General features: G+C 70.8%; 23 protein-coding genes and 1 tRNA gene. 10 read left to right on the forward strand and 14 right to left on the reverse strand.

All coding sequences use genetic code 11. The annotated features are described in order from the left end of the window. Positions 1 to 434 (reverse strand): cation-transporting P-type ATPase (locus QNJ12_RS17335; RefSeq protein ID WP_300624473.1); only part of this gene is annotated, 434 nt, incomplete at its 3' end. Between the two features lie 175 nt (positions 435 to 609). On the opposite strand from QNJ12_RS17335, the gene QNJ12_RS17340 reads away from it, so the two are divergent. Continuing rightward, a complete protein-coding gene (locus QNJ12_RS17340; protein WP_300624475.1) occupies positions 610 to 807 on the forward strand; it encodes a DUF1918 domain-containing protein in 198 nt (65 codons plus the stop codon). A gap of 48 nt (positions 808 to 855) precedes the next feature. Here QNJ12_RS17340 and QNJ12_RS17345 read toward each other — a convergent pair whose 3' ends face one another. Continuing rightward, entirely contained in the window at positions 856 to 2,229 is a 1,374-nt protein-coding gene (locus QNJ12_RS17345; protein ID WP_300624476.1) for a hypothetical protein, read from the reverse strand. 157 nt (positions 2,230 to 2,386) lie between these two features. Here QNJ12_RS17345 and QNJ12_RS17350 point away from each other — a divergent pair, with 157 nt between their 5' ends. Genes QNJ12_RS17350 through QNJ12_RS17360 form a run of 3 tightly spaced genes read left to right on the forward strand, consistent with a single transcriptional unit; the run spans position 2,387 to position 5,638 of the window. Next, positions 2,387 to 3,895 carry an NAD(P)/FAD-dependent oxidoreductase gene (locus QNJ12_RS17350; RefSeq protein ID WP_300624477.1) on the forward strand — a complete coding sequence of 503 codons (1,509 nt, stop codon included), beginning with the start codon at positions 2,387 to 2,389 and terminating at the stop codon, positions 3,893 to 3,895. After that, complete coding sequence (locus tag QNJ12_RS17355) at positions 3,892 to 5,193, forward strand: FAD-dependent oxidoreductase (protein WP_300624479.1); 1,302 nt, start codon at positions 3,892 to 3,894, stop codon at positions 5,191 to 5,193. The genes QNJ12_RS17350 and QNJ12_RS17355 overlap by 4 nt, the downstream gene beginning before the upstream one ends. Continuing rightward, positions 5,186 to 5,638, forward strand: a complete 453-nt coding sequence (locus QNJ12_RS17360; protein WP_300624481.1) for a DUF1667 domain-containing protein — start codon at positions 5,186 to 5,188, stop codon at positions 5,636 to 5,638. Before QNJ12_RS17355 ends, QNJ12_RS17360 begins: the two co-directional genes overlap by 8 nt. Before the next feature lie 17 nt (positions 5,639 to 5,655). On the opposite strand, the gene QNJ12_RS17365 is transcribed toward QNJ12_RS17360, so the two are convergent. The 3 genes from QNJ12_RS17365 to QNJ12_RS17375 form a co-directional block, all read right to left on the reverse strand. After that, on the reverse strand, positions 5,656 to 6,495 hold the full coding sequence (locus QNJ12_RS17365) for a YwiC-like family protein (RefSeq protein WP_300624483.1): 840 nt from the start codon (positions 6,493 to 6,495) through the stop codon (positions 5,656 to 5,658). Between the two features lie 76 nt (positions 6,496 to 6,571). Continuing rightward, complete coding sequence (locus QNJ12_RS17370; RefSeq protein ID WP_300624484.1) at positions 6,572 to 7,117, reverse strand: DUF1697 domain-containing protein; 546 nt, start codon at positions 7,115 to 7,117, stop codon at positions 6,572 to 6,574. A gap of 8 nt (positions 7,118 to 7,125) precedes the next feature. Then, positions 7,126 to 8,856, reverse strand: a complete 1,731-nt coding sequence (locus QNJ12_RS17375; protein ID WP_300624486.1) for an alkaline phosphatase — start codon at positions 8,854 to 8,856, stop codon at positions 7,126 to 7,128. A gap of 37 nt (positions 8,857 to 8,893) precedes the next feature. Here QNJ12_RS17375 and QNJ12_RS17380 point away from each other — a divergent pair, with 37 nt between their 5' ends. Continuing rightward, complete coding sequence (locus tag QNJ12_RS17380; RefSeq protein WP_300624488.1) at positions 8,894 to 9,808, forward strand: ABC transporter substrate-binding protein; 915 nt, start codon at positions 8,894 to 8,896, stop codon at positions 9,806 to 9,808. A 75-nt stretch (positions 9,809 to 9,883) separates the two neighbouring features. Here the strand turns inward: QNJ12_RS17380 and QNJ12_RS17385 are convergent, their stop codons facing one another. Beyond that, entirely contained in the window at positions 9,884 to 11,263 is a 1,380-nt protein-coding gene (locus QNJ12_RS17385; protein WP_300624490.1) for a tryptophanase, read from the reverse strand. Positions 11,264 to 11,369: 106 nt separating this feature from the next. Here QNJ12_RS17385 and QNJ12_RS17390 point away from each other — a divergent pair, with 106 nt between their 5' ends. Continuing rightward, positions 11,370 to 14,060 carry an aryl-sulfate sulfotransferase gene (locus tag QNJ12_RS17390; RefSeq protein WP_300624492.1) on the forward strand — a complete coding sequence of 897 codons (2,691 nt, stop codon included), beginning with the start codon at positions 11,370 to 11,372 and terminating at the stop codon, positions 14,058 to 14,060. Here the strand turns inward: QNJ12_RS17390 and QNJ12_RS17395 are convergent. The 8 genes from QNJ12_RS17395 to nadD all read right to left on the reverse strand — a co-directional run bounded on the left by QNJ12_RS17395 (position 14,023) and on the right by nadD (position 22,352). After that, positions 14,023 to 16,197 carry a hypothetical protein gene (locus QNJ12_RS17395; protein ID WP_300624494.1) on the reverse strand — a complete coding sequence of 725 codons (2,175 nt, stop codon included), beginning with the start codon at positions 16,195 to 16,197 and terminating at the stop codon, positions 14,023 to 14,025. The genes QNJ12_RS17390 and QNJ12_RS17395 overlap by 38 nt on opposite strands. 109 nt (positions 16,198 to 16,306) lie before the next feature. Further along, positions 16,307 to 17,413, reverse strand: coding sequence for a peptidoglycan-binding protein (locus QNJ12_RS17400; RefSeq protein WP_300624496.1), 1,107 nt, complete (start codon positions 17,411 to 17,413; stop codon positions 16,307 to 16,309). 43 nt (positions 17,414 to 17,456) lie between these two features. Next, the gene (locus QNJ12_RS17405) at positions 17,457 to 18,776 is read right to left on the reverse strand and encodes a patatin-like phospholipase family protein (RefSeq protein ID WP_300624497.1); all 1,320 of its coding nucleotides are present in this window, start codon (positions 18,774 to 18,776) and stop codon (positions 17,457 to 17,459) included. A 123-nt stretch (positions 18,777 to 18,899) separates the two neighbouring features. Next, positions 18,900 to 19,466, reverse strand: coding sequence for a DUF4231 domain-containing protein (locus tag QNJ12_RS17410; RefSeq protein ID WP_300624498.1), 567 nt, complete (start codon positions 19,464 to 19,466; stop codon positions 18,900 to 18,902). An 87-nt stretch (positions 19,467 to 19,553) separates the two neighbouring features. Further along, positions 19,554 to 19,626 (reverse strand) — tRNA-Ala (locus QNJ12_RS17415). Between the two features lie 378 nt (positions 19,627 to 20,004). Beyond that, positions 20,005 to 20,373 carry a ribosome silencing factor gene (gene rsfS, locus QNJ12_RS17420; protein WP_300624500.1) on the reverse strand — a complete coding sequence of 123 codons (369 nt, stop codon included), beginning with the start codon at positions 20,371 to 20,373 and terminating at the stop codon, positions 20,005 to 20,007. 66 nt (positions 20,374 to 20,439) lie between these two features. Beyond that, positions 20,440 to 21,714 carry a hypothetical protein gene (locus tag QNJ12_RS17425; protein WP_300624502.1) on the reverse strand — a complete coding sequence of 425 codons (1,275 nt, stop codon included), beginning with the start codon at positions 21,712 to 21,714 and terminating at the stop codon, positions 20,440 to 20,442. Next, entirely contained in the window at positions 21,711 to 22,352 is a 642-nt protein-coding gene (gene nadD / locus QNJ12_RS17430; RefSeq protein WP_300624504.1) for a nicotinate-nucleotide adenylyltransferase, read from the reverse strand. The genes QNJ12_RS17425 and nadD overlap by 4 nt, the downstream gene beginning before the upstream one ends. A gap of 285 nt (positions 22,353 to 22,637) precedes the next feature. On the opposite strand from nadD, the gene QNJ12_RS17435 reads away from it, so the two are divergent. From QNJ12_RS17435 to QNJ12_RS17450, 4 genes are all read left to right on the forward strand, one after another. Next, positions 22,638 to 23,465, forward strand: coding sequence for a sigma-70 family RNA polymerase sigma factor (locus QNJ12_RS17435; RefSeq protein WP_300624506.1), 828 nt, complete (start codon positions 22,638 to 22,640; stop codon positions 23,463 to 23,465). A gap of 207 nt (positions 23,466 to 23,672) precedes the next feature. Continuing rightward, positions 23,673 to 25,022: a class II 3-deoxy-7-phosphoheptulonate synthase gene (locus QNJ12_RS17440; RefSeq protein WP_300624508.1), complete on the forward strand. Its 1,350-nt coding sequence runs from the start codon at positions 23,673 to 23,675 to the stop codon at positions 25,020 to 25,022. Between the two features lie 9 nt (positions 25,023 to 25,031). Beyond that, positions 25,032 to 25,874: a serine hydrolase gene (locus tag QNJ12_RS17445; RefSeq protein ID WP_300624510.1), complete on the forward strand. Its 843-nt coding sequence runs from the start codon at positions 25,032 to 25,034 to the stop codon at positions 25,872 to 25,874. Continuing rightward, entirely contained in the window at positions 25,874 to 26,332 is a 459-nt protein-coding gene (locus QNJ12_RS17450) for a hypothetical protein (protein WP_300624511.1), read from the forward strand. Before QNJ12_RS17445 ends, QNJ12_RS17450 begins: the two co-directional genes overlap by 1 nt. The last annotated feature ends 31 nt before the right edge of the window (positions 26,333 to 26,363 follow it).

Below are 26,363 nucleotides of genomic sequence, written 5' to 3' on the forward strand. Positions count from 1 at the left end.
GTCGTCGCCATCCGCCGGAGGGCAGCGACCGCCTTGACCGCCCGATCCTCCTGCCACGTGCCGATCGCCGCGTTCAACACCACGATCACGGCGATGACGATCGCCTCGAGTGGCGCGCCATCCTCACCATCGGCGATCCAGGCGATCAGCGAGATCACGATCGCGACCAGCAGCAGGACCACCAGCGGGTCGGTGAGCTGGCGAGCGAGGCGACGCCGGATCGGTGTCGGCGGTTCGGCCTCCAGCTCGTTGGCGCCACAGCTCAGCAGACGCCGCGATGCCTCGGTCGACGTCAGACCCGCATCGAGGTCGACCGTCAGGCTGCCTGCCACTTCGTCGGCCGGTATCGACCATGCCGCCGCCTCACCCACGCCATCGGGCGGGACGGCATCGCTCGAGGAGGTCGGTGCCACGGTCATCGGAGGGTCGATCACGCTGGGTCGCTCTGCGTTCCAGCGTGATCGATCCCACCGGAGGGCGCCAGGGCCGATGGGCTCGATGGCCGGTCCGCTCCGGTCGGGACGATCGGCCCTAGTGCCGCAGCCGCGGCCGCCCGGATGATCAGGTTGAGACGGGCCGATGGGTGGCCGACCGTGGAAAGGAGCAACCATGAAGGCGGCCGTGGGAGACCGATTGATCGTGCGGGGTCACCGGGTTGGTGAGCCCCAACGCGAGGCCGAGGTCATCGAGGTTCGCGGCGACGAGGGCGGACCTCCGTACGTCGTGCGCTGGACGGAGAACGGGCACGAAGGGCTGTTCTTCCCGGGCACCGACGCCTACATCGAGCACATCGAGCCGAAGAACTGACGCCCGGGGCGGGTGGGCGGACGCTGCGCTCGGCCGCTGTTCGTCGCGCTATGTCGCGTGGCGGGTCGGAGCGTGGCCCGAGCGCAGGCGTTCCAGCCCGACCAGCACGGCGACGGCGAGCGCCGCGCCGCCGAACACCATCAGGGTGCCCGTCAGCGACTCGAGCTGCTCGGGTGCGAACAGCATCGTGATGGCCAGCACCACCATCAGCACGCCACTCACGAGCTTGAGCATGCGCCCGTGGTGTTCCTGCAGCTTCGTCGCTCGCATCGTCACCACGGCGGCGCCGAACAGCGCGAGCTCGTCGAGCAGGAAGATCGCCAGGTAGAGCGAGAAGAGCGCCACCGCTCCCCCCGCCGACACGTCGTTCGACGCCAACAGGTCCGTCCACAGCAGGGGCAGCCCCGCCGAGCACGGCGTCTCGAGCAGCGAGACGCCGACGGCGAGCGTGGCGGTTCCGGTGAGCACGGCGGGAAGCGATCGCTCGGATTGGGCCAGCGCACGCATCCGCCTGTAGAGGCCGGGCTTGCGCGAGTCGGGAATCGACAGCGACGGGCCACCGGAACGGAAGTAGCCGCCGAGATGGATCAGCCCGAACGCGCCGGCGACGGCTGCGATCACGAGTCGGATCCACGCCGCCTCGTCGACGTAGTCGAGCGCCGAGTACGCACCGACGATGAAGAGCCCGTAGAGCAACGAGGTCACCAGCAGGAACACGGTGCCGACCAGGAGCACCCGTGAGCGCGACTGCGAATGGAGCACGAGCGCGAGCAGCACCGACAGAACCCACAGCGAACACGGGTTCAGGCCGTCGACGAAGCTGATGAGCACGGTCGCGACGATGAGCGAACGGTCGCCGACATCGACCGAGCCGAACCCCGGCACGTCGACCGTCGTCGACTCGGCGGCCTCAGCGGCCTCGGCCGGGTCGACGTCGCCGAGCAACGAGCCGACGGTCAGCTCGATCTGCTCGCCGATCGCATCGCTGAACCCGACCCAGACGCGGTCCCCGACGACGGTGGTCGGCACCGAGCTGGCATCGAATCCGAGTGACTCCGCCGTCGCCCGGAACAACGCCCGGTTGTCGACGTCGTACCAGACCTCGTACCGCTCGACGACCAGACGGGGCCAGCGCACCTCGAGCTCGTCGAGGAACTCGTGCTCGCGCTCGCAGTGCGGACACCCGTCCCCCCAGAAGAGCAGCAGCCGAGCCGCCTCGGTCGGTTCCTCGTCGGTCGGTTCTCGGTCGGACGTGTCCGGCGTCGTGTCCGGCGTCGTGTCCGGCGTCGTGTCGGCGGGGGGTGCCGGCGGGCCGGTGGCGGCGCCGGTCGAGCCGGTCGCGACGTTGACGATCAGCGCGGTTGCGAACACGGCCAGGAGCACGACCAGCAGCCGCCTCGTCCGTCGTCGTCTCGATGCCATGGGGGTCGGAGACGAGCGGTGATCACACGCCGCTCGTCCAGTCTCCACACAAGTCCCCCGGCGCGGTGCAGTGAAGGGGACTTCGGCCCTGTCGGCACGGCAGCGACCAGCGTTCACTGAGAGTGACACGGGAGGAGGGTCGACAGGAGCGACCGAGATGACGACATCCACCTCTGGACGGGCCGCCCCGGAGCGGCGCTTCGATCTGGCCATCATCGGTGGCGGCATCGTCGGATGCGCCATCGCCCGCGAGCTCTCGAGGTACGACCTCGACACGGTCCTGATCGAGCGCGCCGCCGACGTCGGGTTCGGCACGTCGAAGGCCAACAGCGGCATCATCCATGCCGGTCATCACGCAGCGATCGGTTCGCTCAAAGGGCGCCTCGAGTGGGCGGGCAACCGGATGTGGGGGGCGCTCGCCGAGGAGCTCGGCATCAGCTTCGATCGCGTCGGCGACCTCACGGTTGCGTTCGACGCCGACGAGGTGGCGATCCTGCGTGAGCTGTGCGAACGAGCCGAGGAACGTGGAGTCACCGGCGTCGAGATGTGGGGTCAGGCGCGGGTTCAGGACGAGGAGCCGGCCCTCTCCGACGAGGTGCTCGCCGCCGTGCACGGCCCCACCGCCGGTGTGGTGAACCCGTACGAGGCGTGCTTCGCGCTCGCCGACGACGCCGTGGCCAACGGCGTGACGTTGCAGCTCGACGCGCTGGTCACGGGGATCGCCCGCACCTCCGGCGGCTTCTCCGTCGGGACGACCCGGGGGGAGTTCGGCGCCGACGTCATCGTCAACGCGGCCGGGCTCGCCGCCGATCGGGTCGAGGCGATGGTCGGGCTCGAGACGTTCCGGCTGACCGGGCGCAAGGGCGAGGAGTACCTGCTCGACAAGCGGCTGCGCGGCATGGTGAAGCGGATCATCTTCCCGTGCCCGACGCCGACGTCGAAGGGCATCCTCGTCATCCCGACCTTCGACGGGACGCTGATGGTCGGGCCGACCGCGCACCCTGCGGGCGACCGCGACGACACGACGACCACGGCCGACGGCGCGCGTGAGGTGTTCGAGTCGGTGCAGCGGCTCGTGCCGGGCATCTCGGCCGGCGACTGCATCGCCGAGTTCGCGGGCGTCCGCGCGGTCACCGACACCGGCGACTTCGTCGTCGGAGCGACCGAGGTGCCGGGCTTCGTCAACGCGGCGGGCATCCAGTCGCCCGGTCTCACCGCTGCCCCCGCGATCGCCGAGCTGATCCGCGACGACCTGGTCGCGCACGGGCTCGATCTGCGGCGCAAGGAGCGCTGGGTCGCCCCTTCGTTGCCGCCGACGCCGATGCGATCGAGCGACCGCACCGAACAGATCGAGCGGTCGGCGGCCGACCCAGCGTTCGGCCGCGTGATCTGCCGCTGCGAGCTGGTGACCGAGGGCGAGGTGGTCGACGCGATCGAGCGCGGCGGCCACACGCTCGACGGCATCAAGTTCCGCACGCGGGCCGGCATGGGCCGCTGCCAGGGCAGCTTCTGCACCTGGCGGGTGATGGAGCTGATCGCGTCCGAGCTCGGCATGCCGATCGCCGAGGTGACCAAGCGGGGCGGGGGCTCGTGGATGGTGCTCGACCGCGACCAGTTCCACGACGAGCGATCCGGCGAACCGGTCGAGGTGGGGGTGTCGCCGTGATCGTCACGAGCCCCCACCACCTCCAGGACCGCTACGACGTGACCGTCGTCGGCGCCGGCCCGGCCGGACTCGCGGCAGGCCGGGGGGCGCTCGAACGAGGCGCCGAGAACGTGCTCCTGCTCGACCGGGAGATCGAGACCGGCGGCATCCTCAACCAGTGCATCCACAACGGCTTCGGCGTCCACACGTTCGGCGAGGAGCTGACCGGGCCGGAGTTCGCCCAGCGGTCCGTGGACGTGCTGGCCGAGGCGTCGTCGGGGCACCAGGTCGACGTGCTGACCGAGTCGTACGCGCTCGATCTGACCGACGACGGCCTGGCGGTGATGTCCGCTCAGCACGGTGTGCAGGTCGTCGACACCGCGGCGACCGTGCTGACGATGGGCGCCCGCGAGCGTACCCGCGGCGCGATCCGGATCCCGGGCTCGCGACCGGCCGGGGTGATGACCGCCGGGCTCGCGCAGAAGTTCGTCAACGTACTCGGTCAGCTGCCCGGTCGCCGGGTCGCGATCCTCGGGTCGGGCGACATCGGGTTGATCATGGCCCGCCGTCTCCACCTCGAGGGCGTCGAGGTCGTCGGCGTGTTCGAGCTGCTCGCGCACCCGAACGGACTGAGCCGCAACATCGTGCAGTGCCTCCACGACTTCGACATCCCCCTGCACCTGTCGACCACGGTCGTCGAGGTGGTGGGCGACGAGCGCGTGACCGGCGTGACCGTGGCGCCGGTGAACGAGCGGCTGGAGCCGATGCTCGATCGATCCCGGTTCGTGCCCTGCGACACGGTGCTGCTGTCGATCGGGCTGATCCCCGAGAACGAGCTGACCCGGACGATCGGCGCCCACATCGACCCGGTCACGCGTGGGCCGATCGTGACGAGCACGATGGAGACGTCGCGGCCGGGCGTGTTCGCGGCGGGCAACGTGGTGCACATCCACGACCTCGTCGACTACGTGGCCGACGAGGCGCTCCTGGCCGGGCGGAGCGCCGGCGACCACGTGACGGGCCACGCGCCGTTCGCCGACAACGTGCGGCTCGTGCCCGGCGAGAACGTCCGCTACTGCGTCCCGCACACGATCTCGACCGATCGTGACCACACGGTGTACCTGCGGGTCCGGCGACCGCTCGAGAAGAGCTGGCTGCGCCTCGGCGATCTCTACGAGAAGCGGCTCCGGTACGTGACGCCGGGCGAGATGGTGTCGCTGAAGGTTCGCCCGAAGTTCCTCGCTGACTTCCACGACGCCGCGCTGCGGATCGACATCGTGGCACGGGACGACGACGCGGGAGGAGCGGGCGATGACTGACGTGCCCGTCTCCCACGACACGGTTCGCAGCGACTCGGTGCTCGACGACGACGGCGCCGTCCGGACTGCCGCCGACGACCGGGTGACCGCCTACCTGTGCATCGGCTGCCCGCTGGGGTGCCGCCTCGAGGTGGAGGAGGACGAGGCACACGACATCGTCGAGATCCGAGGGTTCAGCTGCAAGAAAGGCGAGCGCTTCGCCCGGCAGGAGCACACGGATCCGCGCCGGATGGTCACCACGACGATCGGCGTCGACGGCGGCCGCTTCCCCCGGCTGCCCGTCAGCACCGCCGACGCGATCCCGAAGGATCTCGTGGTGGCGCTCTGCGAACGGCTGCGGGCGACCCGCGTGGAGGCCCCCGTGTCGATGGGAGACGTCGTGCTCGGCGATGCCCTCGGCACCGGCGTCGACGTCGTGGCGACGCGCCACATGCCGACCGACTGAGCGTGACGCGCCGCAGCTCAGCCGGCGAGCACCGCCGCCGCAGTGACGCCGATGACGACGAGACCGAACACCGTCTGCTGGACGCCGATGACCACCACGCGTGGTGGCGGCCGGCGAGCGCCGACCGCGTTGACCGCGGCGAGCGCGGCCAGTGCGACGACAGCGGCGAGCGGCACGGCGTCGGCGACCCAGCCGGCGGCCGCCGCGCCGACGGCGACCAGCTGCGCGACGTCGCTGTGCCGCACCACGGCCGGGCGCTCGTGCACCCGCAGGATCTGGTACCGCACGTACGGCACGGCGGCCAACGATCGGGCGCCGATCACGCACCACAGGCCAGCCGCGACGAGGTTGCTCTCGCCACCGGCCAGCGCGACCGCCGCGGCGACCGAGCCGATGCCGATGCTCCCTGCCAGCTCGGGGATCAGGCGGCGGCTCCGGCTTCGCATGTCGTACCAGAGCTCGAGTCCGATCAGCGGCGCAGCGACGACCAGTGGCACCCAGAACGATCGCTCGGCCGACAGCACGGCGACGCCTGCGAGCACGACGATCGCGAGCACTTCGACGCATGCGATGCGAAGCGCGAGCGTGGTGCGGGCGAGCCATCGGTGTCGCCAGCGGTCGACGAGCACGAGCTTGATCGGCGTGCGGGCGACGAAGGCCAGCATCGCCGCCACGGCGAGGGCCAGCCCGGCCCCCGAGAAGGCGACGAGCAGCCCCAGCAGCGCCGGTTCGGCGGTGAGGCTCCAGCCGCCGTGCTCGGCCGGGACCGCGACCGTTCGCCAGGTCGCCCGCCGCCCGACGCCGGAGGAGGCCGGGCCGGGGGATGTCCCGTCGAACGGGTGCCCGACCGTGCTCATGTCATCGGATCGTACGGGTGCGCGCCGGACCACGAGCAGGGCCGATCGGCCCCTTCCGCGGCGGCCCGAGCCGGCGTCACCGATCGGCGAGGTCGACGAGCTTGCGGACGGTGTTGAGGTTGCGCGCCGTCGCGGTGACGTCGAGCGACCGCTCGAACACCTCGATCGTCAGCTTCGACCGGCCCGACCCGTCGGGGTAGCGGACGTAGATCTCGCGCCCGTCGACGGTCCACCCGTCGGGCTCGAACCGCGCCGGGTCCAGCGCGGCCGTTGCGCCGGTGGTGGGCATGCTGTCCAGGAAGAGCACGTGCAGCAGCTTCGGGTCGATGCCGCGGCCGGCGTCGGGGTGCGAACGGGCGATCCGCGCCAGGTCGTCCGCCGGTCGGACGACGACGGGCACGGCGAGACCGTGCTCGGTGTCGAGTGCCCCGGCGATGCTTGCGCCGAGCGCGTTCTCGTCGGCATCGGCGCCCGCGTCGAAGATCGCGTTGCCGCTCTGGATGTACGTCACCACGTCGTCGAACCCGAGCATGGCGAGCGTTGCGCGGAGGTCGGCCATCGACAGCTTGTTCGCGCCCCCGACGTTGATCCCCCGCAGGAGGGCGACCCACCGCGTGCTCATCGACGCGATCATGGCACGGCGGGGCCGACGTCGAACGAGGTCGTGAGGCTGGTCAGCACCTCGCCCTCCCAGGTCAGTCCCTGCAGCTCGACGTCGATGCGGTCGCCGCCGGTGTCGGTGACCTCGACGACGCCGAACTGACCACCTCCGGGGAACGTCCCGTGGCTGTACGGACCTCCCTTGACGCTGCCTGGGCGGTCGAGCGACGCCGCCTGCAGGACCGGGAAGCCGTCGTGGCCGCCGTAGCCGCTGTTGGTGCCGTCGTCGATCGCCACCATGTGGGCGTCGGCGCCGACGAGGACGACGTTGCCGATGTCGTGCTCGTCGAGGAACGCGCCGATCCGGTCGCGCTCCCCCGCGTAGCCGCCCCAGTGGTCGGCGCCCAGGGCCGCCTCGCCGATCCACGCCGGCGGGCTGGCGATGATCGTGAGCGCGTGGGTGTCCCGAGCCGCGAGCAGCTCGTCGAGCAGCCACTCGAGCTGATCGTCGCCGAGCAGCACGCCGCCGGGGATCGACCGATGCGTGCGGCCGTCGAGCATGACGACGCGCACGCGCCCGATCGTGAACGCCTGGTGGATCGCCCCGCCGTCGCCGGCCGGCAACTCGTAGTGCGGCACGAACTCGCCGTAGGCCTGCCGCGCTGCCGGGCGGCTCGGCGACGTCGCGTCCGCATCGTTGGCGCCGTAATCGTGGTCGTCCCACACGTAGGCGACCGGCACGTCGCGATACAGCAACGACTGTCCGGGCGAGGCGTGCACCTCGTGGAACGCGGCGGCGAACCGCCCGGAGTCGTTCTCGCCGATGTTGCGGTAGTGCAGGTCGCCGAGCATCACGTACAGGTCGGGGTCGACGGCGCGGATGGCGTCGAACACCGCGCCGTTCGCGTCGGTGCGGGCGCAGGCGCCGAACGCCAGGGTGAGCGACGCCGGACCGTCGGGGAAGGTCGTGACGGTGCCGGCGCGCAGCTCGTCGGGCACCCCGCCCGACTCGAACACGTACCGGTAGTCGGTGGCCGGCTCGAGGCCGTCCACGTCGACGCTGACCGGTACATCCTCGTCGACGACCATCGGGCCGAAGCGCCCGGCCACCTCACCGCCCGGTCCGGTCACCTCCAGCGTGAGATCGTCCGTGGCCGTGCGGAGCGCGGCCGTGACCGTGAACCGGTCGGATCGGACCGCGCCGGCCCACGACCAGCGGACGAGCGAGTCGTCCAGACGGGGAGCAACGGACTCCGGGTGGGTCGGACCGAGGTATCGGTCGTAGAGGCTGGTCGACCCGATCCAGCTGATCGCGAAGAGTGCCGACGTGCCAACGGCCAGCACGGCGATCTTGCCGAGCGTCTCGCGACACTGCCAGTCGAGCCACATCATGACCGCAGGGAGCAGGAACGCGATGGCGATCAAGAGCGGGGCAGGCGCGTCGTACTGGAGGGCCGAGATGATCGCGACGCCCGAGCCGCTGAGGGCGACGACCACCGCCGCCACCGCCATCCACCGGAAGCTGAGCAGCAGCCCGATCGCGGCGACGACGAGCAGGAAGCTCTGGAGGGGCACGAGGATGTCCTCGGTGAACGTGCCGCCTTCCGGCTCCTCGGGCAGGTTGCCGTTGATCATGTAGGCGACGAAGACGACGATCGCGACCGCGAGCAGGACTCGGGCGCCGATCCGCAGCACGAGCTCGACGCGCGGCGGCAACACGATCACGCCGCGTCGCCGGTGATCGGCCGCGACGGAGTTCACACCCCCATTCTCGCCCTTTTCGTGCGACACTCAACCTGTGAGGTTGCGGAGCGGATTCGGGCTCGTCGCCGTGGGCGTCCTCATGGCGACCGTGACCGCCTGCGGCGACGACGATCCCGCGGCCACCGCAGCGGGGCCCGAGGACGGGATGCGGATCGCGAGCTTCGACTTCGCCGAGAGCGAGCTGCTGGCCGAGATGTACGCCCAGGTCGTCGAGTCGACCGGCACGCCCGTGGTCCGGCTCGGGCCGGTCGGACCGCGCGAGATCGTCGCACCGGCGACCCAGCAGGACCTGATCGACCTCGTTCCCGAGTACCTCGGCACGGGGTTGCAGTTCTCCGGCGCGATGGAGACCAACCCCGACACCCAGTCGGCGCTGTCCGACTTCAACGACGTGCTCGAACCGCTCGGCCTCGTGGCGCTCGACGCCGCACCGGCCGAGGACAAGAACGTCTTCGCCGTGAACGCCGAGCGGGCCCAACAGGAGGGGTGGGAGGCGATCAGCGACCTCCACCAGCTCCGTGGCGAGGGGCGGTTCGGCGGGCCGCCGGAGTGCCAGGACCGAGCGCTGTGCCTCGTCGGTCTGCGCGAGGTGTACGCGCTGCAGTTCGCCGAGTTCGTGCCGCAGCCGTCGCTGGTGTTCACCGCCGAGGCGCTCCGCCGCGACGAGATCGACGTCGGGTTGATGTTCTCCACGGCCGCCGAGCTCGTGGCGTTCGATCTGGCCGTGCTCGAGGACGATCGCGGGTTGCAGCCGGCGGAGAACATCGTGCCGATCATGCGCCGGGATGCGCTGGACCGGTGGGGCCCCGAGGTGGCGGACTCGCTGAACGCGATGTCGGCCGAGCTGACCACCCGCGAGCTGCGGATCCTCAATGTCGAGGTCGGTAACGGTGAGCCGGTCGAGGTCGTCGCCGGGCGGTGGCTGACCGAACGCGACCTGGTGGGGTGAGCGCGGGCGACCGGGTCGGGGTTCCATTGCGACAGCCGAGGTGACGCACCCGACCTGCGTCCACAGGTCGACGTCCTAGGTGTCGACCGGTTCGAATCGTGCGGTGAAGTGGCGGAGCGGGCGCGGGTCGCTGGTGATGCGATAGCCGGTCAGCTCGTGCGCACGTTCTGCGACGGACAGGCAGACCTCGATGACGTAGTCGACGTGGCTCTGGGTGTAGGTGCGGCGCGGGATCGCGAGCCGCACGAGTTCCATCGCCGCCGGATGCTCGGTGCCGTCGGGCTGGAGGCCGAACATCACCGAGCCGATCTCGCAGCCCCGGATGCCGCCCGCCTCGTAGAGCGCGACGGCAAGTGCTTGGCCGGGGAACTCGAGCGGTGGGATGTGCGACAGCAGCCTGCCGGCGTCGACGTAGACCGCGTGGCCGCCGATCGGCTGCACGACCGGCACGCCGCCCTGGGCGAGCGCCTCGCCGAGGTAGGCGGTCGAGCGGGTGCGGTACCGCAGGTAGTCGTGGTGGACCGACTCCCGCAGGCCCTGGGCGAGGGCGTCGAGGTCGCGACCCGCCAGCCCGCCGTAGGTCGGGAAGCCCTCGGTCAGGATCAGCAGCGTGCGGCACCGCTCGGCGAGCGCTGCGTCGTTGGTGGCGAGCCAGCCGCCGATGTTGCCGAGCGGGTCCTTCTTGGCGCTCATCGTCATGCCGTCGGCGAGCGATGCGATCTCGCGCACGATGTCGGCGACGTCCCGGTCGGCGTGGCCGGGCTCGCGCTCTCGGATGAACCAGGCGTTCTCGGCGAACCGGCACGCATCGAGGAACAGCGGGATGCCGTGGCGGTCGCAGATCGCACGCACGCCTCGCAGGTTCTCGAGCGACACCGGTTGCCCGCCGCCCGAGTTGTTGGTGATCGTGACGAACACGACCGGCACCCGCTCGGGCCCGTGCTCGGTGAGCAGCGCGTCGAGCGCGTCGAGGTCCATGTTCCCCTTGAACGGGTGCATCGAGGCCGGGTCGTGTCCCTCGGGGATCACGAGGTCGACCGCCTCGGCGCCGGTGTACTCGACGTTGGCGCGGGTCGTGTCGAAGTGGGTGTTGTTGGGCACGATCTTGCCCTCGCCGCCGAGCACCGTGAACAGGATCTTCTCCGCCGCCCGCCCCTGATGGGTCGGGATCACGTGCTCGAACGGGAACAGCTCCTGCACGCTCTCGAGGAAGCGGTACCACGACGGCGACCCGGCGTAGCTCTCGTCGCCGCGCTGGATCGCCGCCCATTGGTCGCGCGACATCGCCCCGGTGCCCGAGTCGGTGAGCAGGTCGATCAGCACGTCCTCGGCCCGCAGCGCGAACAGGTTGTTGCCGGCCGCAGCCAGCGCGGCCCGCCGCTGCCCGGGCGTGGTCATCACCAATGGCTCGACCGAGTGGATCCGGAACGGCTCGATGATCGTCTGGAAGGCCATGGTCCATGTTGCCCGATGGGACGCACGACGGAGCCGTGCCGGCGCCGCGGGCGCACGACTGGGGGCGCTCGGACTTGCGGCCCCGGCTGGTCTACGTTGCATCGCCATGAGTGCGCGACTTCGGCGGGCGCTGACGGCCGTGCTCATCGTCTCGGCTGTCCCCGTCGTCCAGAGCGGCGATCCCGTCCGTGCGGCCGACGTCGCATCGATCGACTGCAGCACGTTTCCGTCGGCTTCGGCGGCGCCCGACGTGTCGCTGGCGAGCTTCACCGGCGAGACGCCCCGCCGACTGGTCGACACCCGCAACGCGATGGGCGGTGTGCAGGGGCCGATCGACGCCGGCTGCACGCTGCGGCTCGACCTCGACGAGGCCGGCGTCACCGCCGACGCCTCGGCCGTGGCGCTCTCGGTCACGGCGCTCGCGACCGACCTCGGCTTCATCACGGTCTTCCCGTGTGCGCTCGGGCAGCCGCCGACGTCGAACGTCAACCCGCGTCCGGGGCAGATCCCCACGCCGAACCTGGTCGTGGCGATCCCGGACGACGAGAACCAGGTGTGCCTCTTCACGCTGTCGCAGACCGAGCTGATCGTCGACCTCGGCGGGTGGTGGACCGACGACGGCGACCAGCGCTTCGCCTCGATCCCGCCGACGCGCGCCTATGACTCCCGCATCGACGACGGTGGGCAGCCGGTTCCGGCCGACAGCATCCGGACCATCGACCTCTCGAGTGTCGTGCCGGCCGGAACGACATCGGTGGTCGCCAACCTGACCGTGACGGAACCGGCGGGGCTCGGGTTCATCACCGCGTTCGGGTGTGGTACGCCGGCGCCGCTCGCCTCGAACCTCAACTTCGTCGCCGGCGAGAACCGCGCCGTGGCGGTCATCGTCGGGCTCGGAACCGGCGAGGAGCTGTGCGTGCGCTCGAACGTCAACCACCACGTCGTTCTCGACGTGGCCGGCTACTACGGGCCTGCGCCGCAGTTCGGGCCGGCCGCCGAGCTGCGCCCGCAGGTCGGCGACCGTCTCGCCGACTCGCGCAACGGCACCGGCGGTTGGAGCAGGTTCGGGGCGGGCACCGTGCAGCGGATCACGCCTGCGGCCGGCCTGCCGTTCGAGTCACAGGCGACGGCCGCCGTCCTCAACGTGATCGCAGTCGAAGCCGACGACAACGGGTTCGTCACGATCTACCCGTGCGACGTCGACCGCCCCGAGACGTCGGCGGTCAACTACACGCCCGGCACCCAGGCCACGAACCTCGTGACCGTCGAGCTGCAGGCGAGCGGGGACATCTGCGTCTACACGCTGACCGGCGCCGACGTGATCGTCGACCTCTTCGGCATCATGGCCGCGCCCGACGGCGCGCTGGCCGAACGGATGAGCTTCGACCACTTCACGTGGCCGCCGTTCACGCCCGACGGCGGCAACCACGCCGTCGAGTGCGGCGACAGCGCGTTCTTCATGCCCCTCGAGCTCGACCTGCTGTCGGGGACCACCGCCCGCGTCAACGGCGTCCCGGTGACCGGCTCGACGACGGTGGGCGTCGAGCCCGACGCCCTGACGCGCGTCCAGCTCCGGCGCGGGGCGACCGTGCGCGACTACTGGTTCCGCTGTGTCCCGACCGGCTTCCCCCGCCTCGAGGTCGACCGGCCCGGCGAACCCTCCCCCGGCTGGTATCTCACGAACCTGAACGCCGACCAGGGCCAGCACGTGTTCACGGTGATCCTCGACGAGCGAGGGGCCCCCGCCTGGTACAAGCGGATCGAGCGACCGGTGATCGACGTGAAGCGCCGCGACGACGGCCGCCTGCTCTACACCGCGACGACCGGCAACGGGTTCGGCATCGATCCGGACCGTGGGTACCGGGTCACGAGCCTGACCGGCACCCTGATCGACGAGCATCTCACGGTGCCCGACCCGGCCGACCCGGGCACCGTCATGCCGAGCGACCACCACGACTACGTCACCCTGCCTGGTGGTCGCCGGGCCATGCTGTCGTACCCGCTCCTGACCGGCCAGGACCTCAGCGTGCTCGGCACGGGGTACACCAACCCGCCCGACACGATCGTCGACGGCGTCATCCAGGAGATCAGCAGCGACGACGAGCTCGAGTGGATCTGGCGGGCCAGCGACCACTTCTTCTACGACGAGGTGACGTACCCCCAACGGTTCGGCAACTACCCCGCCGAGCCGAACGGCGGCGAAGTCGACGTCTTCCACCTCAACGGACTGTCCACCGTCGACGACGGCAGCGGCGACTACATCGTCACCGCCCGCCACCTCGACGCCGTGTTCCGCATCGATCGCGCGACCGGCGACGTGGCGTGGATCCTCGACAGCCAGCCGGCGAGCACACCGAACAAGTCCGGCGGCACACGGCTCGACATCGTCGGCGACCCGCTCGGCGGGCCGCTGCGGCCGCACGACGGTCGGCTCGACGGAGACGTCCTGACGCTGTTCGACAACCGCGTCGACTCGGGCCAGCCGGCGCGCGCCGTCGCCTATCAGATCGACGCGGGCGCCGGCACCGCGACGTTGCTGTGGCAGATCGACGAGCCGCTCGGGCGTGAGAGCTTCGGGCTCGGCAGCGTGCGCGTCGGCAGCGACGGAGCACGCCTGATCGACTGGGGCGGCGGGCTCCAGCCCGTGTTCCAGGAATACGACGCCGCAGGCGACCTCATCATGAGCATCACGATGGTCGGCGGCGGCACCTCCTACCGGATCGTGAAGGAGCCGCCGAGCTCGTTCTCGGCCGGCCTCCTCAGGGCGACCGCCGGCGGCGAGGCGGACGCGCCCTGAGCGGAGCGGGCCGTCGCGCACCCGACATCAGCGCAACACCGACCACCACCAGCGAGACCGCGGTCCCGATCAGCACCTCGGTCGTGGCGCCGGTCGCCGGTAGCTCCTGGGCGAGTCTCGGGGTCACGAGCGTGGTCTCGTTCGCCGCGTTGCACACGCCCGAGACGGCGGCGTTGTTCGCGTCGCCGCTGTAGAACGCCCGCCAGCGGTAGAGACCGGCGGCGACCGGCGTGAACGGCGGCGAGGTCACGGTGCCGCCGGCCACGGGATACGGCACGGGGGCCGACTCGAAGATCGGGGCCTGCGCACACGTCGCATCGTCGGGGCCGTACAGCCGGAACGTGATCGTCGCTCCGGGCTGCGGGTCGACACGCCCGGTGACCGTCGCCCGGTCGGTCAGCACGCCGGCGCCGACCTGGACGCTCGCCGACGCGTTGGTCGTGATCGACGGGGTCGCCTTCGAAACCACGGTCGACTCGCCGGGGTCGTTGCACGCCCCGCTGACCGGGGCGTTGTTGGCGTCCCCGCTGTAGCTCGCCACCCATCGGTACGTCCCGGGTGCGGTGGGCGTGAACGGCTGCGAACTGACCGCACCACCGGCCACGGGATACGGCACCGCCAGCGACTCGAAGACCGGCGCGCCGCTGCAGTCGGCGTCGTCGGGGCCGTAGAGGCGGAAGTCGACGGTGCCGCCGGCGACCGGGTTGACGCGATCGAGGACGGTGGCGCTGTCGGTCAGGGCGCCCCCACCGATGACCACGCCGGCGGATGCGGCCGTCGTGATGGCGGGCGTGCCCCGGGTGACCTCCGTGGTCTCGGACGACTCGCCGCACGCGCCGATCGCCGGGGCGTTGTTCGCATCGCCGCTGTATGCGGCGACCCAGCGGTACACGCCGGGCTCGGTCGGTGTGAAAGCGCCGGACGAGACCGCGCCGCCGTCGACCGGGTACGCGACGCCGAGCGTCTCGAACGCCGGCGGCCCCGAGCAGTCGGCGTCGTCGGGGCCGTAGAGGCGGAAGTCGACGGTGGCGCCCGGCTGCGGGTCGAACCGGCCCGAGACCGTCGCCACATCGGTGAGGTCGGAGCCGAGGCCGGTGTCGGGCGAGGCCGTCGTGACGATCGTCGGCGTTGCCCGGCCGACCTCGACGGTCTCGCCGGCGTCGCCGCACGCGCCGGACACCCGGCGGTTGTTGGCGTCGCCGCGGTAGACCGCCACCCACCGGTACGTGCCGGGCGCGGTCGGCGTGAACGACGCCGAGGTCACGGTGTCGCTGTCGACGGGGACCTCGACATCGAGCGACGTGAACACCGGCGCGCCGCTGCAATCGGCGTCATCGGGACCGTAGAGCGAGAAGTCGACGGTGGCACCGGGCTGCGGATCGAACCGACCGGACACCACCGCCGTGTCGCTCAGCGCGGCACCGCCCAGTTGTGTGCCCGGGCTGGCGGTCGTCGTGATCGAGGGCACGACCCGGCGGATCGTGCGCACCGACGTGCCGCTGCCCGAACCGGGCACCGACCGGTTGGGCGAACCGACCTCGACGATCTGGGTGTTGGCCACGACCTGGGCCGTCTGCACGCCGGGCTGACCCGGATCCTGATCGATCGTGGGCTTCTTCACGACGTTGTAGGTGAAGTCGATCTGGCAGAACGCATCCCGCTGCGACAGCGTGACGTTGCCCGCGGTCGGGGTGAACCGGTACTTCCCGAACACCGGATCGATCAGGGCGACGGTGAAGTCGATGCCCCCGCACTCGGAACCACCGGCCGCCGAGCCGGTGGCGGTCGGTCCGAGCACGAACACGCCCGCGTCGGCACCGGTGGGATCGCACGCGGTCGGGGCAGCGACGACACCGCAGGACGGCACCAGCGTGATCCCCTCGCCGCCGGCGGGGCACGGGAACGCATCGCCGGCGTTGCAGATCGTGTTCGAGCGGGTGTCGTCGCCGTCGGCGTCGACGGTGTTCTGGTTGCGCAGCACGATCGAGGCCGTGACGCCCGTGTCGCCCAGCGTGATGACGCTCGGGAACGACGGTACCGCACTGGCTCCCACCCCTGCCTCGACCGAGGCGGGCGCGATCGCGAGTCCCAGGGCAACGGTGGCCGTGACGACGACCGCGCGCAGCAGATTCGACATCGTGAACGTCTCCAAATTCTGCCCGCTGACCTGGGGGTCCCCAGGCCTGCCCGCAGCAATACTGCCACGGCGCCCGCGCCGACCCGTCACCGGCCGAGGACCAGCGGGTTCACTCGCCGGCGCGCCCCTCCATCACCGCCAGGATGTCGATGTCGTCGAGGTCGAACTCCTCGTCCTCGTCGACCTCGTCGTCGGCCGACCCGCCGAGGACGTCCGGGCCGCTGCTCACCTGGATGCGCTTCTTCTCCCCGATGAGTGCGGTCCATGTCTTCGGCCCGACCTCCCGATCGGGACGCAGCGCGGCGAGCGTCTGGAACTGCCGGATGACGTCCTGGGTCGCGGACCCGTAGACGCCGTCGCGATTGCCTGCGGTGTCGCGGATCATCCCGCGGACGATCAGCGTCACCTGCAGCACGCGAACGTGTGGCCCGGTGTCGCCCGGCAGCACCTCGGTCAGCAGCGCACCCCACGTCTGCGGGCCGACGATCCCGTCGACGACGAGATTGCCGCTGCGCTGGAAGTCCTCGACGATCTGCCGGTCGGCTTGGTCGTAGCTGCCGTCGCGGCTGGCGTCGGCGTCGGCCAGCAGCTCGCGTGCGATCAGCGCCTCGATCATGACGGTCGCCGCAGGACCCGTGTCGCCGGGCCGAGCCCGCAGCGCAGGTGTGAGCGCCCCGCCGGCGGCAGCTCCGCCGGACGCCGAACCGCCCGGCGTCGACGGGCTCGCGTCGGCACCGCCGGCACCGTCCCACGGGGGCATCCCCCACTCGGGGTCCCGTTGGTAGCTGGACCGGCCGCGCGGCAGCTCCGTCGGCTGCACGTGCCAGGGCTCGTTGTTGACGTGCTCGAACGTCTGCAGGTCGAAGCGGGCCGCGTTGTCCCGAACCCAGCCCATGTCGCCGACCAGGTCGGCGGCGAGGCCGATCTCGTGCATCGACCGCCCGGGCGGGACGGCTGCGGCGACGCCCTGGTGGCGGCTCCACTTCTTGCCGTCGTACGAGTACTTCCCGTTCGGGTCGACGTAGTGGCGGCTCAAGAAGAGCTGGAGCTGTTGCTTCGGGTCGCGGAGGCCCTGGCCGAGACCGACCTTGCCGCCGGACGCCTCCATCAGCCGCTGGATGCGGTCGCGCATCTTCGGGTGCAGGCCGCCGAAGGTCTTCGACGACGTGATTCTGCTCATCGACACGCGCTTCGAGTAGGTCGGGTACAGGGTCATGGCAGCTCCTTCATGTGGCGGATCCTTCTTCCTCGGGCGCAGTTCACGTCACCCACCGACGTGCGCGTTCGACCGAGGGGATGTCGAGCAGCGGGTAGCCGAGGAGGACGTGGGCGTTCACCATCGTCAGCACGTAGGCATGGCGCAGCAGCCCGGCAGCGCGCTCGACGGGGATCTTCGACAGCGTCGTGCCGACGTTCTCGTTCTCGCCGGCCTCGCGCTGCCAGAAGTCGCGCCCGCCGGCCGCGTCGAGCCGGGCGATGGCAGCCTGCGCGCGCTGCGCAAGCTCGTCGCCGTACTTCGCGTACGAGTCGGCGAGCTCGTACGGCGAACGGTCGATCTGGATCGTGGCACCGCGCAGCAGATCGTTCGGGAGCGCATCGGGGGCGCGGTCGGCGATCCGGTAGCGCAGGTTCAGCCAGCGCCGCCGCACGGCCGTGGTCTGGTCGTACATCACGTCCTTGACCGCCAGCAGGGTCATGACCTCGCCGAGCAGCGGGATCCGGGCCTTGCCACGGTTGACGACGTCCTTGGCCGCGGACGAGTTGACGACGATCGCCTCGTCGGCGGTCGGCACCTCCGTCGCACCCGCATCGTCGTCGAACCCGCGCACGACCCGGAAGATCCACTCGGTACCCATGTTGTCGTACACCCCGCCGTCGGTCAGCAGGAAGCTCGTGAAGCTCGGCGACTTGGGGAACCGGTGCGGGGCGAGCGGGATCGAGACCGGCGTGAACGCGCCCGGCAGCGCCGCGGACGCCTGTGCCGCGTCGGCGACGTGGAGCCCGTCGGCGACACCCATTCCGGTCCGGTACGAGTACACGTACTTCGACGAGAAGTACACGTGCTCGGCCGTCTGCAGGTCGGTGGCGCAGATCACGTGGTGCAGCGAGGTGTGCAGGTCGCTGAGCGGCTTGCCGTGGAACAGCCCGTGCTCGAACGACTTGCGCGCCACCCAGCTCCGGCGCTGCGTCAGCACGCCGAGCAGCACGATCGCCACCAGCCAGACGAGCCACGCGACGGCGCTGCCCCAGATGACCGTGGCGACGATGGCGCCCGCGACCACGAGGAGCATCGCTGCCACGAGCGCGTACGTCATCCAGTACGCCCAGAGCGTGCCCTTCCGTGCGATCCGGGTTGCGAGGGTGCGGGTGAGCTCGTCGAACTCGTCGGCGCCGACGGTCGTCAGGTCGGCGTTCAGGCCGACCCAGCCGTTGGTGAGCGAGCCGCCCGAGATCGACGAGATCGTGGAGATCTCGGGCCCCTTGCCGGCGTCGACGAGGTACGTGAGCGCCCCGAGGCCGAACAGCGAGGCCCGGTGCCCGCCGCCGCTGAGCGAGACGGCGATGTGCTGCGAAGCCATGTCAGACCCCTTTCCCCTCCGCACCGGCCACGTGGTCCTCGCCAGTGGCCTGGAGCGCCCGTCACCGCAGTATGCAGCGGGTTCGCGTGGCCCGCAAGCGATTATCGCGCCGGGCGACCCGCGTCACGAGCCGTCTGCCCCGTCGCTGGCGGGCGAGTCGCCGGTGGCGGGTTGCGTCGCCGTCGTCGTGCCGGCGACCGACGGCGCCATGATCGCCATGAAGCCGGCGACGTCTTCGTTGATGATCCACTCGACCCGTTCGACGAAGCGCGGGTGTGCCGACCCGAGCGTGTCGAAGCCGGCGTAGTCGCCGGAGCGCGAGACGAACATCCACCATTCGCTCCGCAGGAGCTCGGCGGTCTGCCGGTACTGCAGCCACTTCTCGCCGGGCCGCAGGAAGCTCTCGGTGGCGACCGCAACGCCGACCACGAGGCTCACGCCCACCGCGACCGCCTGGATCCACGTCTCGGCATCGTCGGTCGAGAGGTTGACGATCAGGGGCAACGCGACGCCGCCGATCAGCGCCACCATCCGGAGCCAGCGGTGGTTCGTCTGGTTCGACGCCGCCTTCCGCTCGAACCAGAGGAGCTGGTCGAGCCACCGGTCCTTCAGGTGCGTCGTCATGTCGGGCGTCAACCCGAGCGCGTCGATCGATGCCCGCAGCTTGTCCGACTCCGCGGCGTTGCTCACGCGCTCAGGGTAGACCGTGCGGGGAGTACGCCGATGCGGCCCGCCGGACGCGACAAAACCCCAGGTGATTCACCCAGGGTTTCGGAGTGGAGCTAAAGGGAATTGAACCCTTGACCTCTTCCATGCCATGGAAGCGCTCTGCCAACTGAGCTATAGCCCCGGAGACCCGCAACGATACCGAGCCTCCGTCGTCGTTGACAACGGCCGACGCCCCTCCCGGGCGCCGACATCACGCAGGTGAGCTCAATCGGCTCCGCGTCAGCCGCCCCGAGCGTCGCGGAGGGCCTCGGCGAACTCGCCGCCCAGATCTCCCTCGATCACGACGGTGTTGTCGACGACCTCGACCACGCGCTCGCCGATCGTCGGCTCGGTGGGGGAACTCGCTCGCGTAGCAGCGGGCGAACGCGTCGTCCGCAACGACCGCGACGTCCACGTCGGTCGCCTTCGCTGTGCGGTCCTCCGAGCGCATCTGCACACCTGGTTGACACCCGAGCGCATGGTTCGGTTCCACGAACGGCCCGCTCGACCGCCCGTCGCCTCAGCTCGCCGCGGCGTCGGCCCAGTCGATCTTCGGCACGTCGGTGTAGAGCCGCTCGATCTCGTAGAACTCGCGGATCTCGCCGAGGAAGAGGTGGACGACGACGTCGCCGTAGTCGATCAACACCCACTGGTTCTCGCGCACGCCCTCGGTCCTGATCGGCGATCGGCCGGTCAGGTCGCGCACCTGCGCCTCGACCTCTTCGACCACGGCGTTGACGAGGCGCCGGTTCGACGCGCTCGCGACGACGAAGTACTCGGTCACGCCGAGCACGTCGCCGACGTGCAGCACGAGCACCTCGGTCGCGTGTTCGGCGTCGGCGATCCGTGCGGCGAGCACCGCGAGGTCGCGGGCGTCCTCGTCGATCACGCGGGACCGTCGATCATCGGGTGCCGGGTCGATCGTCGAACATCATCCGGCCACCAGCCTGCCACGTCAGCCCCGCGCCTCACGAACCTCTTCCAGGAACGAGCGCCCGAGCGTCACCTCGATGTCGATGCCGTCGATCGCCACGTCGGTCGCCCGCACGTCGACCTCGCCGAGCAGCTTCGAGTACTCCTCTTCGACGGCATCGATCACCGACGGGTCGGCGACCTCGACGAGCGTGACGTCGGGAACCCCGGCCTCGCGCATGTCCGCCACGGACAGCACGTTGACCCGGGCGAAGATCAGCCGGTCGATGGCGACCTTCAACACGTCGCCGGTGTTCACCCCGTCGCCGGGGAGTGTCGACAGATCACCCGACGAGTAGCCCGCGAGGACACGGAACCGAGGGCCCTCGAGCGGTGCACCGAGGCGACCCGGCGCGATCGCTCCCAGCACCATCGCGACCTCGGCGCGGTCGTGGGCGACGGCCGCATCGACCGAGCCGGGTCCGAACGCGCCCACCAGATCGTCGACCAGCTCCTCGGCGAGGCGCTCGTCGTCGATCACCGCGTACGTCATCGGCCGGAACACGACCGGCCCGGCGAACAGCCGCGCCATGAACTCGTCGAGCGACGTCGGGGCGATCAGCTGCTCGTCGGACTCGACCGGCGCGGCGGTGCCGATCCCGGCGCCGACGCGCTGCGCGATCGCCCGCCAGACGGCTGCCCGCGCCGGTTCGCTGAACCAGTCGGGCATCGATGGATCGGTCGCCGTCACCGCCCTCGCCGCGGTCGGCGCAGCCATGACGGTCTCGCCCGGAGGCCACTCCTCACCCGTGTCGGCGTCGAACAGCGTCGACGGCACCAGCACCGACAGGTCGCCGAGCGGCGTGATCAGCTGCGCGAGGCGCTGCGGGTCGACGATCTCGATCACGTCGAACGACATGCCGGTGATGCCGGTTGCGGCCTCGCGGAACCCGTCCGCACCGTGGCGCTCCAACACCGCGTTGATCGGCTGGAGCTCGGGCGTGTTCCCCGACTGGGCATCGGCAGAGCCGGCGAAGCCGACGATCGTGCCCCCGGTACCGTCGGGCTCGAGCGCCATGACGACGGTCGAGGTCAGCCGGCCCTCGTCGTCGGCCGTACCGACGAGCGCCGTCACGGTGTTCGGCAGCCGGCGCGTCGGGGTGATGTCGGTCGGACCGTCGGCGGCGCGGCCGGCCGTCGAGTCGGCCAGCGTGCGGACGCCGGCCACGACCAGCACCGCGGCGAGCACGAGTCCGACCAACGCCGCCGTGAGAGCCGCCCAGGTGCTGGTGCGACGACGCTGCCGGCTCGCGGTCACCCGCCGACCTCGTCGGTCTGCGACGCGCCGGACCCGTCCGCCGTGCCGTACAGGCCACGACTGCGGATGACGCCGAGCACGTCCTCGGTCACCAGGTAGTCGAGCGGCCGGCCGTCGGTGAACCGCTCACGAAGATCGGTGCTCGAGACCTCGAGGCGCGGCACCTCGACCCGCACCCAGTCGACCTCGGGATCGAGCTCGACCGGGGCGCCCGGCCGATCCACGACCACCAAACGTGACCGTTCGACCACTTCGCGGGCCCGTTCCCAGGTCTGGAGACCGGCCGCCGCGTCGTCGCCGACGATCGTGAACAGCTCGGCGCCGGGGTGGGCCGCCGCCAGCGTCGCCAGCGTGTCGGCCGTGTACGAGTGCCCGCCGGCCCGGATCTCGTGATCGCCGGCCACCAAGCGTGGCACATCGGCCACAGCCGCTGACACCATCGCCAGCCGGTCCTCGGCCGCCGTGATCGTCCTGGTTCCCAGCTTCTGCCAGGGCACGTTGGCGACCATCAGGATCACGGGGTCGAGATCGAGCACGTGCGCGACGTTGACGGCGGTGACCAGGTGGCCGACGTGCGGAGGGTCGAACGTACCGCCGAAGACCCCGATACGCTGGGGTTTCACGTCGTCGGTCGGCACGAAGGGCCAGTGTAGGGGCTCGGTCGGCAGGGGCGGCGGTCCCGTCCTGCCGCCAACCTGTCCGGACAAGGCTTGACAGCTTTGTTACAGTAGAAAGCCGGTCAAACCCGTGTCGTGGAAATCCCACGGAGAACGGGAACAGACCGGGCGAGCCGGGCGTTTCACCACGTAGCCGGCGCCAACCGCCACCAGATCGAACCCCCCAAGCAGCCCCTCCAGAGATCATGCCGAACGTCACGGCCTGCCCTGGAATGAACACCACGAAGAACGGTTGAACCAAACACCATGAATGACTCCATCGGCCTCTACCTCAATGACATCGGCAAGGTCCCGCTCCTCACCGCTGAGGACGAGCGGGAGCTGTCGCGCATCATCGAGACCGGCCGCGAAGCAGCCGAGCTGCTCGAGAACGGCAAGCGTAGCGCCGATCTGAAGGCCAAGGTCGCCGCCGCCGCCGACGCGAAGGACCGCTTCATCCGCGCCAACCTGCGCCTGGTCGTCTCGATCGCCCGCCGCTACCCGCTCCCGCAGGGTATGGATCTGCTCGACCTCATCCAGGAGGGCAACCTCGGCCTCGAGCACGCCGTCGACAAGTTCGACTGGCGGCGCGGCTTCAAGTTCTCGACGTATGCGACGTTCTGGATCCGTCAGGCGATCGGCCGTGCGCTCGACCAGAAGGCGAGCCTGATCCGCATTCCCGGCGACCGCTCCGCCAGCCTGCGTGCCGCGCTGCGCCAGGCGTCCGGCGACGGCGAGACCCTCGACCAGGCCAACGCCGAGCTGCACCGGCTCACCACGCCCGTCAGCCTCGACAAGACCGTCGGCGACGACGGCGACGCCACGCTCGGCGACCTGATGGCCAACGGCGACACCACGCCCGAAGACGCCGTCATGGTGCTCGTCGAGAGCGACCTACTCGACGAGCTGCTCGGCACGCTCGACGCTCGGGCCCGCTATGCGGTCGAGGCTCGCTTCGGCCTCCTCGACGGAGAGCGCAAGAGCTTCCGCGAGGTCGGCGAGAGCCTGGGCGTCACCGCCGAGGCCGCCCGCCGTCTCGTCAGCCGCGCGGTCGCCGGCCTCCGCGACGACGCCGAACGGATTCTGGCTGTCTGAGTCCGCCGCTGGCTGCGTTGCCGTCGCCCGTTCGCTGACCGAAGTCAGCTCAGGGACTCGGCTGCCTGGCCACGCCGAGCTCATCCTCGCCAGAATCGACGACGCAAGAACCTGACGACGGACCGGTTGCAGAGATGCAGCCGGTCTGCCGCGTCAGCGGTCGGAACTGCCCGCAGGCAGCGAAATCGGCGCCGGTAGGCTCTCCGCATGGCGAAGGACTGGTCTCCCGACTCCTGGCGCGCGTTCCCCATCAAGCAGCAGCCGCACTGGCCCGACGAGGCCGAACTCGATCGGGCGCTCAAGCAGATCGCGTCCTACCCGCCGCTCGTGTTCGCCGGCGAGGCCCGTTCGCTGCAGACCGGGCTCGCCCAGGTGGCTGCCGGCAACGCCTTCCTGCTCCAGGCCGGCGACTGCGCCGAGAGCTTCGAGGACTTCTCGGCCGACAACATCCGCGAGAAGCTGCGCGTCATCCTGCAGATGGCGGTCGTGCTGACCTACTCGATGGGGGTGCCGGTCATGAAGGTCGGGCGCTTGGCGGGCCAGTTCGCCAAGCCACGGTCGGCCGACTTCGAACGCATCGGCGACGAGGACATCCAGTCCTTCCGCGGCCACATCGTCAACGCCGAGGGTGCCACGGCGGCCGCACGCGTGCCGTCGCCCGAGCGGCTCGTGCAGGCCTACCACCAGTCCGCAGCCACGCTGAACCTCGTCCGGGCGTTCACCAAGGGCGGTTTCGCCGCCCTCGACCGGGTCCACGCCTGGAACCAGGCGTTCGTGGCGTCGAGCCCGGCCGGTCAGCGCTACGAGCAGCTCGCGCAAGAGATCGACCGCGCGCTCCGCTTCATGCGGGCGACCGGCATGGACACCGAATCGAACCCGAGTCTCGGCACCGTCGATGTGTACACCAGCCACGAGGCACTGCTCCTCTCCTACGAGCAGGCGCTCACTCGCCAGGACTCGACCACCGGTGCCTGGTACGACTGCTCTGCACACATGCTGTGGATCGGCGAGCGCACACGTGAGCTCGACGGCGCGCACGTCGAGTTCCTGCGTGGCGTCGCCAACCCGATCGGGTGCAAGGTCGGCCCGACGATGACCGGTGAAGAGCTGATCGCCATGTGCGAAGCCGTCAACCCGGCGCGGATCCCCGGCCGGCTCACGCTGATCTCGCGCATGGGCGCCGACCGCATCGAAGACGGTCTACGTCCGCTCCTGCGGGCCGCGAAGGATGCCGATCATCCGGTCGCGTGGTGCTGCGACCCGATGCACGGCAACACCTACACCAGTCCCGGCGGTCGCAAGACGCGTCACTTCGAGGCCGTCATCGGCGAGATCGAGGGGTTCGTCCGCGCCCACCGCGCCGAGGGGACCTGGCCCGGCGGCATCCACGTCGAGCTGACCGGCGAGGACGTCACCGAGTGCATCGGCGGCGCCGACGACCTGCAGGACGCCGACCTCGACCACCGGTACGAGACGGTCTGCGACCCGCGCCTGAACGGCCGGCAGTCACTCGAGCTCGCCTTCCGAACCGCCGAGCTGATCCGATCCGGCAGCTGAGGGCGAGCCGTGACGGCCCTCAACACGGTGACCGAGTGGCCGGTCGACCATGTCGCCGCAGCCATCCTGACGCCAGAGCACGGGGGCATCACCGTCGACCTCGTCGGCGACCCCGAGCGCCGGTACCGACTCGCCTCGCTGAGCAAGCCGATGAGCGCCTGGGCCGTGATGGTCGGCGTCGAGGAAGGCATCGTCGAGCTCGACGCGCCGCTCCGCTGGGTCGCCGCAGCAGAGGGCGCCACGCTACGCCACCTCCTCAGCCACGCCTCCGGCTTCGGCTTCGACGGTGACGTCCCCGTGACCGAGATCGGCCGCCGCCGGATGTACTCCAACACCGGCATCGAGCGGGCGACCGACGAGCTCGCGGCGGCGGCCGGGATGCCGTTCGAGCAGTACCTGCGAGAGGCGGTCTTCGAGCCGCTCGGCATGGCCTCCGCCGACCTCCGCGGCTCACCGGCGCACGCGGTCTGGTGCTCCCTCGACGATGTCGTCCGGTTCGTTGCGGAGATGCTCCGGCCCCGCCTCCTCGCGGCGTCGACCTATCACGACGTCATCTCGCCGCAGTATCCGGAGCTCGGCGGTATCGTTCCCGATGTGGGCCGCTTCGATCCGTGCCCGTGGGGCCTGGGGGTGGAGATCCGTGGCGCCAAGGCGCCGCACTGGACCGGGCGCGCCAACTCGGCGGCCACGTTCGGCCACTTCGGCGGCGCCGGCACGATGATGTGGGTCGACCCGCTCGCCGACCTCGGGGTCGCCGCGCTGACCGACCGACCGTTCGACGAGTGGCGCGACGAGGCGCTGGTCCACTGGCCGGCCTTCGCCGACGCCGCGCTCGCCGAGGCCAGAGGCTGATGTTCAGGCCCGGCGACCGTGTCAGGTGGGAGACCACCGGCGACGACGGGCTCCCGATGGTTCGGTACGGCTTCGTCGGAGGCACCAACGGCGACGGCGACCGTGTGGTCGTCATGCTCGACGGCGATCTCAAGGGTGACCGGGTCGTCGACCTCGACCAGCTCGCGCCGGTGACGATCACCAACGTCGAGCTTCGGCTGCACGGCGCCGATCTGCTCGAGGACCCGTCGCTCCGGCAGGGTCTGGTCAACCTCTGGTGGGCCGAGGCCGACGAGGCCGGGCTGGAGATCGTGTCGATCGAGACGCTCGGTACGGGCGTTCGCGACGTCGTCCACGACGGCTTCGCGCTCGCCGAGCTGCGTGCGGGCAGCGAGCAGTACGTGCTGCGCGCCTTCCGGGGGCCGTCGAGCGACACGGTGAGCGTGCGCGCCGACGACCCCCGGCGCTGGGAGACCTGAGCTCCCGATCCCCGGAAGGCGTGCGCGGTTC

The sequence above is a fragment of the Ilumatobacter sp. genome (assembly GCF_030065885.1).
Lineage (GTDB): Bacteria > Actinomycetota > Acidimicrobiia > Acidimicrobiales > Ilumatobacteraceae > Ilumatobacter.

What these genes read in the sequence shown, in the direction of transcription:
- QNJ12_RS17340 (WP_300624475.1), top strand. Translation starts at nt 610, where the DNA reads ATGAAGGCGGCCGTGGGAGACCGATTGATCGTGCGGGGTCACCGGGTT.
- QNJ12_RS17345 (WP_300624476.1), bottom strand. Translation starts at nt 2,229, where the DNA reads ATGGCATCGAGACGACGACGGACGAGGCGGCTGCTGGTCGTGCTCCTG.
- QNJ12_RS17350 (WP_300624477.1), top strand. Translation starts at nt 2,387, where the DNA reads ATGACGACATCCACCTCTGGACGGGCCGCCCCGGAGCGGCGCTTCGAT.
- QNJ12_RS17360 (WP_300624481.1), top strand. Translation starts at nt 5,186, where the DNA reads ATGACTGACGTGCCCGTCTCCCACGACACGGTTCGCAGCGACTCGGTG.
- QNJ12_RS17365 (WP_300624483.1), bottom strand. Translation starts at nt 6,495, where the DNA reads ATGAGCACGGTCGGGCACCCGTTCGACGGGACATCCCCCGGCCCGGCC.
- QNJ12_RS17370 (WP_300624484.1), bottom strand. Translation starts at nt 7,117, where the DNA reads ATGAGCACGCGGTGGGTCGCCCTCCTGCGGGGGATCAACGTCGGGGGC.
- QNJ12_RS17385 (WP_300624490.1), bottom strand. Translation starts at nt 11,263, where the DNA reads ATGGCCTTCCAGACGATCATCGAGCCGTTCCGGATCCACTCGGTCGAG.
- QNJ12_RS17390 (WP_300624492.1), top strand. Translation starts at nt 11,370, where the DNA reads ATGAGTGCGCGACTTCGGCGGGCGCTGACGGCCGTGCTCATCGTCTCG.
- QNJ12_RS17395 (WP_300624494.1), bottom strand. Translation starts at nt 16,197, where the DNA reads ATGTCGAATCTGCTGCGCGCGGTCGTCGTCACGGCCACCGTTGCCCTG.
- QNJ12_RS17400 (WP_300624496.1), bottom strand. Translation starts at nt 17,413, where the DNA reads ATGACCCTGTACCCGACCTACTCGAAGCGCGTGTCGATGAGCAGAATC.
- QNJ12_RS17405 (WP_300624497.1), bottom strand. Translation starts at nt 18,776, where the DNA reads ATGGCTTCGCAGCACATCGCCGTCTCGCTCAGCGGCGGCGGGCACCGG.
- QNJ12_RS17435 (WP_300624506.1), top strand. Translation starts at nt 22,638, where the DNA reads ATGAATGACTCCATCGGCCTCTACCTCAATGACATCGGCAAGGTCCCG.
- QNJ12_RS17440 (WP_300624508.1), top strand. Translation starts at nt 23,673, where the DNA reads ATGGCGAAGGACTGGTCTCCCGACTCCTGGCGCGCGTTCCCCATCAAG.
- QNJ12_RS17450 (WP_300624511.1), top strand. Translation starts at nt 25,874, where the DNA reads ATGTTCAGGCCCGGCGACCGTGTCAGGTGGGAGACCACCGGCGACGAC.